The organism is Segatella oulorum F0390 (genome assembly GCF_000224615.1).
GTDB classification, from domain to species: domain Bacteria; phylum Bacteroidota; class Bacteroidia; order Bacteroidales; family Bacteroidaceae; genus Prevotella; species Prevotella oulorum.
Map to the genome: position 1 here is coordinate 60,346 of NZ_JH114217.1, position 14,011 is coordinate 74,356.

General features: G+C 50.2%; 8 protein-coding genes. 3 read left to right on the forward strand and 5 right to left on the reverse strand.

The genetic code is table 11. The features are described 5' to 3' along the window. The first annotated feature begins 8 nt into the window (after positions 1-8). The 3 genes from HMPREF9431_RS09400 to HMPREF9431_RS09410 all read left to right on the forward strand — a co-directional run bounded on the left by HMPREF9431_RS09400 (position 9) and on the right by HMPREF9431_RS09410 (position 4,223). Positions 9-1,694, forward strand: coding sequence for a DUF5018 domain-containing protein (locus tag HMPREF9431_RS09400; protein WP_004381025.1), 1,686 nt, complete (start codon positions 9-11; stop codon positions 1,692-1,694). 64 nt (positions 1,695-1,758) lie between these two features. After that, positions 1,759-3,165, forward strand: coding sequence for an alpha amylase family protein (locus HMPREF9431_RS09405; RefSeq protein ID WP_040561658.1), 1,407 nt, complete (start codon positions 1,759-1,761; stop codon positions 3,163-3,165). A 38-nt stretch (positions 3,166-3,203) separates the two neighbouring features. Continuing rightward, on the forward strand, positions 3,204-4,223 hold the full coding sequence (locus HMPREF9431_RS09410; RefSeq protein ID WP_040561660.1) for a metallophosphoesterase family protein: 1,020 nt from the start codon (positions 3,204-3,206) through the stop codon (positions 4,221-4,223). 170 nt (positions 4,224-4,393) lie between these two features. On the opposite strand, the gene HMPREF9431_RS09415 is transcribed toward HMPREF9431_RS09410, so the two are convergent. The 5 genes from HMPREF9431_RS09415 to HMPREF9431_RS09435 all read right to left on the reverse strand — a co-directional run bounded on the left by HMPREF9431_RS09415 (position 4,394) and on the right by HMPREF9431_RS09435 (position 13,776). Further along, a complete protein-coding gene (locus HMPREF9431_RS09415; RefSeq protein ID WP_004381028.1) occupies positions 4,394-5,422 on the reverse strand; it encodes an endonuclease/exonuclease/phosphatase family protein in 1,029 nt (342 codons plus the stop codon). A 17-nt stretch (positions 5,423-5,439) separates the two neighbouring features. Continuing rightward, positions 5,440-7,359, reverse strand: a complete 1,920-nt coding sequence (locus tag HMPREF9431_RS09420) for an FAD-dependent oxidoreductase (protein ID WP_004381029.1) — start codon at positions 7,357-7,359, stop codon at positions 5,440-5,442. Positions 7,360-7,811: 452 nt separating this feature from the next. Next, positions 7,812-9,395, reverse strand: a complete 1,584-nt coding sequence (locus tag HMPREF9431_RS09425) for a RagB/SusD family nutrient uptake outer membrane protein (RefSeq protein WP_040561661.1) — start codon at positions 9,393-9,395, stop codon at positions 7,812-7,814. Positions 9,396-9,412: 17 nt separating this feature from the next. Then, on the reverse strand, positions 9,413-12,673 hold the full coding sequence (locus HMPREF9431_RS09430) for a SusC/RagA family TonB-linked outer membrane protein (protein ID WP_004381031.1): 3,261 nt from the start codon (positions 12,671-12,673) through the stop codon (positions 9,413-9,415). A 134-nt stretch (positions 12,674-12,807) separates the two neighbouring features. Continuing rightward, the gene (locus HMPREF9431_RS09435; RefSeq protein ID WP_040561516.1) at positions 12,808-13,776 is read right to left on the reverse strand and encodes a FecR domain-containing protein; all 969 of its coding nucleotides are present in this window, start codon (positions 13,774-13,776) and stop codon (positions 12,808-12,810) included. Positions 13,777-14,011 lie beyond the last annotated feature (235 nt).

Below are 14,011 nucleotides of genomic sequence, written 5' to 3' on the forward strand. Positions count from 1 at the left end.
CATTGATTATGAAAACAAAGATAAACTTAATATGTTGCTGTGCGGCATTCGCCTCGCTATCGCTCTTAACGAATTGCGCAGAAGAAGAACATGTGGCGCCAACAGCCCATCGGGCGGGCATCACAAGCCTTACAGCTTACTTCACTTCGGGTGAATATAAAGACAAAGTGGCCAAGGAATGGATCATCAATAGCAACGAGGAAAAAACAGACTATGTTATCCCCATCCCCTATTATTATCCCGAAGAGAGCGACAATTCAACGGCCGATGCTTTGAAAGCCATGAAGGTGACGGCGAAGTTGGAGAATAATTGCTCGATCAATCCGGGCTTAACGCTGCTCGACTTAACGAAGAAAAACGCTTTCACCTATACCGACCCCTATGGCAACGAGCGTCACATCACCATCTCGGGGCAACAGACACGCTCCAACAAATGTGCCATCAAGAGCTTCATGGTCAACGGAAGTATCCCGGCGGTGATTGACGAAACGAATAAAAGTGTGTCGGTTATCACCCTCGATGACCTCTCACATGCCACGGCAGAAGCGGTGCTTGATGCCCATGCCACCATCTCTCCCGACCCCAAAGACGTGCACAACTTCAACACCCCCGTGCCGTTTACGGTGACAGCCGATAACGGAGTCGACAAGGCTGTCTACCAGGTTGTGAAGCGCATTCCTACAAAAATCAGCGTAGGTTATACCGTGGGGAGCGAGAAAGAGCTGTTCTCTCACGACCTAAGACTGTTGGGTATCACGCAAACACAAGAGAATATGCACCCCACTTTAGCAGTGATTGGCAAACATGTTGTCCTCAATGTGGGCGACGGTAGCGCGCCAATCTATTTCCTGAAAGCAACCGGAAGCAAGGTGGGTACAATCAATTTAGGCAGCGCAAGTGCTACGGGTGCCATCACAAGCGACCATGCAAACCACATGCTGATCTGTAACCTTGCCGACGATGGACAAACATTAAAGATCTATAAGACGGGCAGTGTGACTGGCGCTCCCACACCGTTTATCACCTATCATAACAGCTTAGGAGTTACCCTTGGCGCCCGTTTAAGCGTGCAGGGCGACCTCAATCACGATGCCGTTCTCGTGGCAACGCCGCTGAATACCAAGAAAGTGGTGCGCTGGAAGATTACCAATGGCACCGTGGGTGCACCCGAAGTGCTGGAGCTTGGCATCAATCCTTGGGGCGGAATGGGTGGCAATGCCAAGGTTGTGGCAGCCGATGCGCAAGGCAATGCAGGCTGCGTGGCCGATTATTATGCTGATGGTGCCAACCAAATGTATTATTTAGCCGATTGGCAAACGCCCACAAATTTGGTCAAAGGAGAGTCGTGGGGACACACCAGTGCGGCCCTCGATATGTGCACCTTTAACCACAATCGCTATTTGGTGAACTTCAAAATAGGCTATTGGCCCACATGGGGTTTGCCCGGAACCGTCTATCTTTTCGATGCAGCCAATCTCAATAGTGTCACGGGAGAGGACAAGTCTTCGGCAACATTGCGCTATGCTTTAGGAATAAAAGACTATTGTGAGGGCAACATGGCATCACCGGGTGACTACGGATTTGGCGATGTTCTCATCACACCTGCTGATGATGGCTACTTTGCCCACATCTTCTATGTGTCGAATACCCACCTCTCGTTTGGCGGCATCCAAATCGATTGCATTCAAAAGTGATGCAGTTTGCACAACAATATAGTGCATTTTGATGAACAATATAGCACACTTTACACACCAAACTATGCGATATTACTTTCCAAAATACAATGTGTTGTTTTTCATGTTCATGCTCATGGCTCACGTTTCGTGTAGCCCTGAGCAGCATGAAGACATTCTAAACCAATGGAATTGGGAGAAGAAAAAAGACCCAACACCAAGCCCTGACAGCGAAAAGCCGCGCTTCATCTGGATTGATGCAGCGGCCAACTTCCCCCGTTATGCCAACAGCAAGGAGAACATCCAGGCCGATTTGGAAAAGGTTAAAGCAGCCGGATTTACCGATATTGTGGTGGATGTGCGCCCATCGATGGGCGATGTGCTCTACAAAACCGATGCTGTGGATCAGGTGAAGAAGCTCGATACCTGGGAAGGCAGCACCTATACGTTTTACGAACGCACGGCCACTTGGGACTATCTGCAGGCCTTTATCGATGCAGGTCATCAGTTAGGACTGAAGGTTAACGCAGCCATCAACACCTTTGTGGGCGGCAATCTCTACCCTTATGGGCTTGGAGAACAGGGAATTGTGTTCCGCGATGCCACGAAACGTGCGTGGGTAACGACACTAAGTCTTGAGCAAGGCTTGGTCAACGAGATGGACCTCACGAGCACCAATCCTACCGATGCCGACTTCTATGGCACGAAATTCCTCAATCCTTCCAACCCCGATGTGCAGGAGTTTCTGCTCCATTTGCTGCGCGATTTGAGTCAATACAAGGTCGATGGCATCTTCTTAGACCGTTGCCGATATGATGATTTGCGGGCAGACTTCTCGGAAGAGAGTCAAAAGCAATTCAAAACGTTTGTTGGAGATGAGCAAGTTCGGTTCCCCGATGATGTGGGAACGGCGGGCATGCCCGACAACAAAGCCACGCGAAAGGCAAAATATTTCAAGCAATGGCTGGCCTTTCGGGCGAAAACCATCCACGACTTTGTGCAGCGAGCCGTAGCGACTATCCATGGCGTTAATCCCAAAATCAAGGTCGGAACCTACGTGGGTGCGTGGTATTCCACCTATTATCAGATGGGAGTTAACTGGGCAAGCACGAGCTATGACCCCGCCATTGACTATCCTTCGTGGGCCAACAGCGACTACCATCAGTATGGTTATGCCGACTTGCTCGACCAAATGCTCTTGGGATGTTATGCAGCTGCCGACAAAGTCTATGGAACAGGCGAATGGACAATGCAGGGCTTTGCCCAGCAAGCACGCAAACTATTGGGTAAAAAAGTGAAGTTTGCGGGCGGCCCCGACGTAGGAAATCCCACGGGATTTGAACAGGGCAATCAGCACGAGGCAGTGAAAAACAGTGTCGATGCCTGCGCCAATGCTGCCGATGGTTATTTTGTTTTCGACATTTATCATGTCAGAACGTATAACTATTGGGACGACTTGAAACAAGGATTTGAACAATTAAAGAAGAAATAAGATTTCCGAAAACAACTTAAAACACGAAACAACAAATGATGAAAAAAATGATGGTTGCACTGCTTCTCGTAGGCAGTGCAACCTTAACCATGGCGCAAACGCTGAAATTTAACAGCGAAGGACGTTTTAAAATCATGCAAATCACCGACGTACACTATAATGGCAGTGCGGCTTCGGTGGCTGCTTTGCCGGTGATTGACCGCCTCTTAACGGCCGAAAAGCCTGATTTAATCGTGCTTACGGGCGACATTATCTGGGGGCCTCCGGCTAAAGAAAATCTCCTATCGGTGCTCAATCGCATCGCCAAACATCACATTCCGTTTGTCTATGAATTTGGAAATCATGACTTTGAGCAGGGACTTTCCAACCGAAAGCTCTACGAACTTGCGCGCCAAGTGGATGATAACATCTGCCCGGAAATCAAAGATGGACAGGAATTAGACTATGTTTTAACCATCCAATCGTCGCACGATCAGCAGCCCGCAGCCCGTCTTTATTGCTTCGATTCGCACGCCTATCCCAAGGGATTTCCAAAGGATAAGAGCAAAGGTATCTATGCTTGGCTCACCTTTGAGCAGGTGGATTGGTATCGAAAACAGGCGCAAATGGCAAAGCAAACGTATCGAAACAAGGTGCTTCCCGCGCTGGCTTTCTTCCATATTCCGTTGCCCGAATACAAGCAAGCAGCCACAACTGAGACGGCAACGCTCATTGGTACGCGCCGAGAAGCGGTGTGTTCGCCCGATTTTAACTCAGGCATGTTCACCGCAATGGTTGAAGAAGGCGACGTAATGGCTATCTTTGCGGGGCACGATCACGACAATGATTATGCCGTGATGTGGAAAGATTTGCTCTTAGCCTATGGGCGATATACGGGCGGAAACACCGTGTATAATCACTTAAAGCCCGGTGCTCGTGTCATTATCTTAGAGGAAGGGAAGCGCCGTTTCACCACTTATATCCGCGAATGGGATGGCAATCGCTGCGACTTCTCCACCTATCCCGACAGTTATGTGATGGATGATTGGACGAAACGCGCCCCCGTTCGCTATGAATAGGCGGTGGGAAGACGACAAAAAGCAGATGAAAAAAGCCTCGTATCCCTCTCAACTTGCCACCTTTTTTGCAGGAGGTTGAGAGGGATACGAGGGTAAAAAGAATTTTAAGAGGAGCTATAAAACCTGCTCTTTAGCCATATATCAGGCCTTGGCTAATATCATTTCAACACTCATTTTCCCACTTCAAACGTCACGAACAGGCCGCGATGGTCGGTAGGCCAAATGCCTTTTGGTGGGAGATAGGGGTCGTTCCATGTGTCTTTTTCGGGCTTACAACGTGCCACACACGTATCAGGTCCGAAGATTTTAGCGTCTGTTGCGCGCATGTTTCGACCTTGATAGTAGATTAAATCGATGCGTTCGCGCTCGTCAGATAGCGGTGCCCACGTGAGTTTATGAATGTCGGCGAGGGGATTATAGCATGGATAAGTGAAGCCGGGATGCGTGAGTGGGTTGGGAAACAGCACGCGATAGGCATCCCGATAGCCCGCTTTGGCGAGCATAGTTGATACGGTCCAGGGCACAATCATGCCGTGATGGTCGAAAAGTTGCGCGGTGGCGGCCGTCCAATCTAAATGCGATGGCTCGTTGAAATCGCCGCCAAAGATGACACATCGCCCTGCTTTTAGGTCGTGTTTTGCTTCATTAATGAAGATTTGCGCCGCGTTATCGCGCCATGAAAGGTCGTTTTTCTGCAGCAATTCATCAACGTTGGCGGAACGATTGCAGGGCTTAAACGTGTTGCCATCATAGCCTCTCAGCTCATAATAGCTGCAATCTAAATAGTCAAGGTGGCCGGTATAGACGGCAAACTCGCGCCCTTTCACCTTCGTTACCAGTTTATAAATGCTGCCATGGTCGCGATTTTCGGGGAAAACATACACCGAATCGCTGATGGGATGGGCGCTCAATAGCCCCGAGTCCTTCGATTTAAACGTGTAATACGTAAGACCTCGTTGGCGCAACGCCGACACAAGGCGCAGCAAAAAGTTGGTGTTGTGGTAGTTTCTCACCTCGCTAAACGTCACGAAGTCGGGGTGAAGGCGAGCCAATTCGTCGACGATGGCCTCGAAACCACCCGGAATAAGTGTGCCTTCTTGCCAGATATTCCATTGCAAAACCGTGATTTTCTGTGGCGATTGTGCCATTGTTCCCAAGGCAAAGCAATGGAGCAGCAGAGCTAAAATGATTTTCTTCATCTGTAAAAAAGTTTATGTTATTGATGTTGTTTCTGATCGATGGGGCGACTGTTGAGCGCAGGTGGCTCGGACAACACCCATCCTTCGTTGTAATGTTGATTATTGGGAAGCGCCGAATGGCCTACACCTTGCAGCATCAACTGGCGCAGTTGGCCGAAAAACAGCTGGTAGACCTGTCGCGGCAACGCATGGTTAGCCTTGCAAACAGCGGCAGCCATGCCCACCACTTCGCCCATCATGCCCGTGGTTCGCATCACCCTTGTCGAGCCAAGTGCCACATGTGTGACGCTAATGTTGCGCCCTGCCATGAAAAGGTTGTTGACATTGCGTGAGTAAAGGCAGCGAAAGGGCACGGCATAAGGATAGATGACGCGCTGATGGGAGACGGCTTTGAAGGCCGAAAACGGGAAGATTTGCTGCTGAAGGCTGTCGGGATAGTGCAGATCGAGGCTCCAAGTAGTGGTGAAAGTGGCATCTTCGTGGGGCATGTTGCGCATGATGTCTTGCTCGCTCAGCACATAATCGCCTAACAACCGACGCGACTCGCGCTTGCCAGCCACATAGCCTACCCATGCCAAACGCCATTTTTCGTAGCTCTTTCGCCCTTGATAAGCATGCTTGAGAAAGCTCCAATTAGCATAAATCACGGCCAAGCCATAGTCGCGAATGGCCTCGATTTCGTTGATTTTATGGTGCCAAAGCCCTGTTTCCCACGTCCATTCGCCTTTGAAAACAGGCTCACATGTGTGGCGATTGATGGGAATACCGTAGTCAAAACGGGGAAACGACACGGCTTTGTTACGCTTTTCGGCGCGCCATTGCATGGAAACGCCTAAGGTCATGCTATCGGCTTGCTGTGGCGCCAAGTCCTCATGGAAGGCCGATTGCGCCTCTCTGCCCATGCAATAGTGTGCACCTGCGAGGAAACCCACCGTGCCATCGCCCGTACAATCGGCAAAAAGAGGTGCCGAGAAGCGCAGCCTTTGCCCTGTTTCTACCTGCTGTGCCACGACCGCTTTGATGCAATTCCCCTCGTTGTTGGTAGGAGAAGCAGGCGCCATCTCCACTCTGTCGACATGGAAATTCAGGTAGAGGCTGATGTTTTTCTCGGCTTTCACCACGGCCAGCTTGCACGCATCGGCATAGTTTTCGGCCGGCATGGCGTTGCCTTCTTGCGTGGGTGCAAACTCTTTTTGCAGGTCGCCGAGCCGCGGATAAGGCTCCATGTTGATGCGACCGCCAAGGTGTACGCGCACTTCCGAGCTGTTGTTGCCACCCAAAACGGGACGGTTTTGCACCAAAGCCACGCGCAAACCCAAGCGAGTTGCCGCCAAAGCCGCACTCATTCCGGCCACTCCACCACCCACAACCACAAGATCGAAGGGCGTTGTTGAGGCTTCTTGGATGGGCGATGGATGTTGCTTTTCGCGCCAAGTGGCCAGTGTTTGTGGTGCGTGGGGTGGGGGATTGGGCGTGGTGGAAAGGTAGATGGCATCGCAACGGCCGTCAAAGCCCGTAGCATCGTACAACGAAAGGCGGTTGATGCCCTGCTTTAATTGCGCTTTTCCGGCATATTGCCACTGCCAACAGTCGCCTGCATCGCCCACCATTTGCCCCAACTTTCGACCATTCACGCCTACGAAAAACCGGCCGGGACCACGTCCTTTGTGCCACGGTGACGTCCAGTTGTACGTGCGAACATAAACGAAATAGGTGGCCGCGGCAGGCACATTGACCGGCGTTTCGGCCATCTTCACGGGCGTTCCCATGCCATGTGCCAGCAAATAGGGCGAGCCCATCTGCTCAATAAACTGTGCATCGACCACCCAACCGCCTTTGTTTTGAAACCTTTCGGCCTCAACCAATAGGCTGTGGGCAGCGAGATGGAGCGCCATTATCAGCAATATGGCCAGCGTTGTGATGCGTTGTTTTGTCATTGTTGGGTTGTGTTTGGTGGTGAAAAGTCCCATTCTGACCCTCCGAAAGGGTCGCCGCACGAATAAAACGACCGTTCAGACCCTCCGAAAGGGTTGCCGCAAGCAGGAAAAGCCCATTCAGACCCTCTGAAAAGGCTGTTGCAAGAGTGAAACAACCATTCGGACCCTCTGAAACGTTTGCTGCATGATGCAGGAGCCTTTTCGACCCCTCCGAACGGCTGTTGCGTGGTGCATGAGCCTTTCTGACGCGTCAAAACGACGGTTATCAGCCTTCGTATGTGCCTGAGTTGCACTGAGAACATTTCACATTTGTTTGGCCCTGCTTAGCAAAGCGAGTGGGATGTGTTGTGAAAAATGGTGCAAATTGTCCCACAAAATGATGCATATTGCAGTCGGATATGCACCAAATTGCGAGACAAAATGATAGTAATTACTTCACGAGCCAACGCCTTTTAACGGCGAAGGTGTGGGTTGAGCTGCGCGTCTAAAGCCGGATAAGGCAGATAAATGCTCTTTTCTCCTTGCCAAGTGAGGCCGTTGGGGATGAGCACTGTCTCTTGCAATGTGACGCCAGATGCTACGGTGATGGGCGCATTGAGTTTGCGTTGGTTGAACACTTGCTCTAACCTGTTGAGCCGCATGAGGTCGTCTCGGCGCGTAACCAATGCCGGCCAATAGCCCGCAACCTCCCAACCATGCTCGCGAATGCAGGCTTCTACGAAGTCGTTGCCGCTCATTCCGGCTGGCAAAGCAGCTAATCCTGCCCGCTGACGCACGCGGTTGATGCACTGATAGGCCATGGCATTGGGGCTTCCATCGGCACGACATTGGGCCTCGGCATACCACAACAGCACCTCAGAATAGCGGATTAAACGGTGGCGATGGCTGTTGGATGAGATGTAACCGGCAGGCTTGGTGTAGTCATAATCCACGTTGTCGGGACCCACAGTGAAGATAGAAAACATGGGATGTTTTTCTTCTACCTGCCACCAGTCTAAGAGATCGGTCTCGCCTTGACGCCCGTTGTTCTTCAAAATCTTGGGATTGTAGATGGCATCTTTGCGTGGCCCGGCGGGAAAATCGTTCCAAAACTTGATTTCACCCCAGCCGTCTCCCCAGCCACCTAACGACTCAAAGAGATTGCTTTTAGACATTTCGGAGTCTTCATCCCACATGAATGTGCCCGAGAAGTTGATGCCAACAACCGTTTCATTGGTGTAGTTGTGGCTCGGTGCATACACGTGTTTGAAGTGGGGTTCTAAGATATACTCATAAGTTCCTGCGTTAACGCCGTCGATAACGGCCTTGGTCAGCGCGGCAGCTTCGGCATATCGCTCGGTTTTTTGCAACGGCCAGCCCGCCATCGCCATATTAACTGCGGCCAAAGTGGCTTGCGCTGCCTGCTTGGTGATGTAGATGTTGGCACCATTTATAGCGCGTGGTGCGGTGGAATAGCGTGTGGGAAGCGTGGCGATGCAGGCCTGAAGGTCGGCCACAATCTGCTGATACACCTCTTCAACCGACGCCAAAGGTCGGCTATAGTCCACGTCTCCGGCCAGATTCATGGGCACAGGTCCGAAGCGTCTTACCAAGAAAAAGTAGTTCACGGCACGCCAAAAGCGGGCTTGTCCGATGGCGATGTTCTTCTCTTCTGTGCTGGTTGGCGTCTTCTCGGCACTGTTAATGATGTCGTTTGCCGCCTTGATTGCCACAAAAGAGGTGCGCCAAGCCCATGAAGCGCCATTGTTTCCGTCGCTGGGATGGAAAGCATCTACCTCGGCCACATGCTGCTTATTGCTGCCAGGATTGGTGGTAATGTCGTCGCCTTGCCATGCAATCATCATGGGATTGGTGTTGGTTTGTGTGTCACACACCTTACTATACAGGGCATTTACGGCCATGTCCAATTCCTCTTGCGACGTGAAATAGTTCTCAGGTGTGAGGCGTCCTTTCGGATTTTCGGTGAGAAAATCGCTGCAAGCGGTAGTCGTTACCGCCAGCAAAAAGGAGGATAGGAGTATGATTTGAGTTTTCATCATGTTGTCTTTTGAAGTTAGAAATTGATTTTTACGCCGAAAGTAAAGGTGCGAGAGAGCGGATAAGCACCCATATCAATGCCGTCGTTGATGTCAACATTGCCGAGCGATGTGTCCATGAATGAGGTGCCCGAAGGGTCTAATCCTTTATATCCCGTGAGCGTAAACACATTCTGACAGCTCAAAGATAGCTTCACATCGGCAAAGCGAGTCTGCTGTTTGGTGAGGTTATACGACAGGGTGATGTTGTCCAAACGGAAGTAATCGGCCTTCTCCAACCACTTGGTTGAGGCGCCTTGATAGTTGTTATTGGTGACGTTTACAGCGGGATATATGGGGTTATCGGTCTTTCCAAACGACTGATAGTAGGCTTCTTTCAGGGTAATGAATTTTGAAGCGCCATTCATTGAAGCCGCGAAATAGCGCATGAGATTGAGGCGTTTGGCACCAAAAGCACCCGTAAAGAAGAGGTTTACATCCCAGTTTCGCCAAGAAAGCTGGTTGTTCCAGCCCAAGGTGAAGGTGGGATTGGCCTTTCCACAGAACGTTCTGTCGCCCTCAGATAGCGTGCCACTGCCGTCAAGGTCGGCGTAAGTGTCGTGACCTGTAGCATCTAATCCCGTCCATTGATACAGATAAAATGCGCCAATGGGTTGGCCAACGACGATGCGTGTCACATCGCCCATCAGGCCAACCGCAGGCGAATAGCCCTGAACGAAGGGGATGTTATCCAATGAGGTAACTTTGTTCTTGAGGTAACTGCCCGTGAAAGACGAACTCCAATTCAAGTCTTTCTGATTTAAGATGTGAGCATCGATGGTGAAATCAACGCCTCGGTTCACCACTTCGCAGGCGTTAACCCAATAGGTTCCGCCGCCATCATATTGCGGAAGCGTCTTCTTCAGCAGACCGTCTTTGGTGGTTTTGTTGAAGTAATCGATAGAGAAGCGCAAACGATGGGCAAGTGTTGCGAAGTCGATACCAACGTTGAATTGGTGTGTTTTCTCCCAAGTGAGGTCGGGGGTAGCGCGACTTGTGCCCGCCCAGAAGCCCGTATACTTGGTCGATCCGCCATAAGCATAGCCCACTTGTTTCATCAATCCCAAGGTCTCATAAGGCGAAATGGCTTGACTTCCCACTAATCCATAGCTCACTCTGAGCTTGGAATCTTGGATGATGTCTTGCTGCTGCATGAATTTTTCGTTGCCCAACGACCACGCTAAGGCCACAGATGGGAAGAAACCCCATTTGTTTTTGAAGAACTTTGACGACCCATCTGCACGGAAAGTTGTCGTGAGTAAATAGCGGTTATCGTAATTATACATCAATCGACCCACACCGGAAAGCAACGCCCAAGCTTCGTAACCATTGTCTGATGTCTTGCTTTTAGCCAAGCCAATGTTCCACCATCCAACGCTTTCGGTCAGCAGATTATCGCCCGAAATGTGCATCATGCGATATTTAGATTGCGTAGTTTCGAATACACCCGTAGCCGTAAGACCATGCAATCCCCATTGCCCTGCATAGGTAAGGTTATTGGTTGATTGCAGCATCATGCGTTGTCCGTCGTGGTTGGTCATACTGCTTTGTTCGGCAACCCGCTTCGAATGGAACCAATAGTATTTGGTATCGTTGTAGTCTACGCCGTTGGTTGTGGTGAAAGTTAGGCCCGGAAGAAGGTTGAATCGCAAATCAATTCTGCCGTTAAAGATGTCTTGTCGGCTCTGACCACTATTGAGTTTCAGGCTCCCAACGGGGTTATCTGCCGTGATGGCGTTATAGAAATCGTGGCTATAGTTGCCCGCATTGTCCATCACATTCGTCACAGGTGAGTAGTTTAATGCGAGCCATAGGATGTTGGTTTTGGCTGCACTGAAGTTCACCATGTTCCTAACATTGTGCGAAGCATTCACATCTGCGGTGATAGTGAGCCATGGAGTGATGTTCGATGTGAGATTGAGTTTCGCCTGATAGCGTTCGTTCTTCGTGCTAAGCACCGTTCCTGTTTGGCTCAAATAATTACCCGATAGGTAATATTGTGTGTCACGATTCCCATTGGTGAGCGTCACTTTATAATTTTGTGTGAAGCCCGTTTGCGAGATTGCCCGCTGCCAATCGGTGCCTTTTTCGCCATTTTGAAAAGCAGTTAAGTCGGCTTGACCGAACGTTCCGGGATGGGCTTCGTTATAAGCAGTGGCAAATTCGTAGGCATTCAGCAATGGATAACGCTTGGCAATGTTGCTGAAACCAAACTGAGCATCAAAGGATACTTGCTTCATATTGGCTTTTCCCGACTTCGTTGTCACTAAAACCACGCCGTTAGAACCGCGCGAACCATAGATAGCTGTGGCTGAAGCATCCTTCAAAACCTGAATGGATTGGATATCTTCTGGGTCCAAACCGGTGAGTCCACTCTCGCGAACAATACCATCAACTACGTAAAGAGGGTCGTTACTTCGGTTGATAGAGCCAGCGCCTCGAATGCGAATTTTCATCTCACCGCCTGGAATTCCGCTGTTCACAACGTGCACTCCGGCAATTCTTCCCTGCAAAGCATCGTCAACACGCGTGATGGGTTGGTCTTTAAAAGCTTTGTTATCGAGCACCGAAACCGAACCGGCTAAGTCGGCTTTCTTCACGGTTCCATAGCCCACCACCACCACTTCGTCTAATGCTTTCACGTCGTCGCTGAGCGTGATGGTCATGTTTGGCGAGGCTTTGAGCTCTTGATCTTGCAGCCCTATGTAGGAGATGACGAGCGAAGTGCCTGGCGATGCGTTGAGCGTGAAGCGTCCATCGGCATCGGTAATGGTCTTGTTGGCGGTGCCTTTTTGTTGGATTGTCGCACCCACTAAGGGCTCTCCGCTCGCATCTTTCACCGTTCCCGACACCTGTTTCGTGGCAGTTGGCGTAGCTGTTTTTCGCGAAAACACAATGTATTTGCGGTTGGTGATGTCGTAACGCAGGGCATGTGTTTGCGCAAAATGGTCGAGAAAATAGGCGATGGTACCGGTAGTTTGTCCAAACGAGACACTGCTTTTGGGGTCGATATCGCTGTCTTTGTAGACAAAGAGGTAGCCACTTTGTTGCTCAATCTCGTGAAAGAATTGTGCAACCGCTAATGTTTTGTTGGATAATTTCACATTTTGTTGCTGTGCAAAGGCGGGCTGAGAAAGCAGGAATAGGCCCAAGAAAGTGCAACAAATGAGTTGCCATCGTAGCGCAAATGACTTGCGGCTACCTGTGGCTTGCTTACGATTGTAGGATAATTTGTCCATGTATCAGTTGTAAATGAGATATAGTTTGGTTGTTATTTTTTATATACAGACGTTTGGGTTGGCATGTCCTTACATGCTGTTAACCACGGGATTGTTTAGGTTCTATGTGCCGTTCGTGCCTCCTTTCTGTTCGATTACCGGATGATAATTTCATTGTTTCTCTTGTTTTCGCTCATCTTAAAGCCCTGCATGCAGCTCAATACGCGCAGTATTTCGGCCGCCCCGTCGCTTGTTCTGAAGCGTCCTGAGTAGCGGGTTTGCAAGATGTTGCGATTTTTGATGCTGATTTTTACACCATAATACTGTTGCAATTCTTGAACAATAGCTGCCAAAGAAGCCGATTGGAACGACAAGATTCCGCTTTGCCATGTGCTGATTTGGTCGTTGAAAGCGATGCGTTCAAAACCCGTGTTGGTGGCAACAACGCTTTGATGAGGCAGTAGGATGACACCCTTTTGGGGCGCTTCGGGGCGATAGACCTGCACACTGCCCCGCAAAAGCGACACACAGAGTGGCGTTCCGGCATAGTTTTTTACATGAAAACGCGTGCCCAATGCCTCGACATTCACACCATTTGCCGCCACCACAAAGGGTAATTGCTTGTTTTTTGCGACTTCAAAAAGTGCCTCTCCCTGCAAAAATAGGCGGCGTTCGCTCACAAAAGGTGTGGCGAAACGCAGGGTTGTGTTGGCGTTTAACCACACTTTACTGCCGTCGGGGAGCGTCATTTGGCAGTGTTGCCCATAGGGAACATGCAGCGTTTGCATGCTGAGCGTGGGCTTAGTGGGGGCTGGTTTCGGCAGGAAGAACCACATGGTGAGCATGCCAATGAGCAAAACGGCGGCATAACGCCAGCTTTGTTTGGCGGCATGGAGCCATCTTTTGCGCCGCAACCTCGTTTTAAAGGTGCGAAGTTGCCGCTCACCTTCCTCCATGTTGGTTTGCGATTCGTGGAGCAACAGCAAGGCGTTGGCTTCCATTTGTGCCATGATTGCCGTGCGCAAAGCCTCGTCGTGCTGTGCTTCTTCCAGCAAGGTTGCCCGCTCTTGTGGCGTGAGTTTCCCTTGCAAATAGGCGATGATCTGTTCGTTAGTGTGCGTCATTGTCTGCATGTAATACGCACATAAGGGCGAAATCCGCTAAAGAAAGGACAAGAAAAAGCTTGTTTTTAAGTTCTTTTAAGAAATGAAGCGTTCTGATTTATCGCCCTAACAGCACGAGCGGTGGTCTTATGTTTAGCACGGGCCTACCACCAAACATAGAATGTATCGAAAGCGAACATGGTGGAAGCGCTTTTTAAGTGTTTCTGCATTTTGTGCTTACAAAGTTGCACAAAAT

Excerpts from the sequence above, each read along its gene's own strand:
- HMPREF9431_RS09400 (WP_004381025.1), top strand. The coding sequence starts at position 9 with ATGAAAACAAAGATAAACTTAATATGTTGCTGTGCGGCATTCGCCTCG.
- HMPREF9431_RS09405 (WP_040561658.1), top strand. The coding sequence starts at position 1,759 with ATGCGATATTACTTTCCAAAATACAATGTGTTGTTTTTCATGTTCATG.
- HMPREF9431_RS09410 (WP_040561660.1), top strand. The coding sequence starts at position 3,204 with ATGAAAAAAATGATGGTTGCACTGCTTCTCGTAGGCAGTGCAACCTTA.
- HMPREF9431_RS09415 (WP_004381028.1), bottom strand. The coding sequence starts at position 5,422 with ATGAAGAAAATCATTTTAGCTCTGCTGCTCCATTGCTTTGCCTTGGGA.
- HMPREF9431_RS09420 (WP_004381029.1), bottom strand. The coding sequence starts at position 7,359 with ATGACAAAACAACGCATCACAACGCTGGCCATATTGCTGATAATGGCG.
- HMPREF9431_RS09425 (WP_040561661.1), bottom strand. The coding sequence starts at position 9,395 with ATGAAAACTCAAATCATACTCCTATCCTCCTTTTTGCTGGCGGTAACG.
- HMPREF9431_RS09430 (WP_004381031.1), bottom strand. The coding sequence starts at position 12,673 with ATGGACAAATTATCCTACAATCGTAAGCAAGCCACAGGTAGCCGCAAG.
- HMPREF9431_RS09435 (WP_040561516.1), bottom strand. The coding sequence starts at position 13,776 with ATGACGCACACTAACGAACAGATCATCGCCTATTTGCAAGGGAAACTC.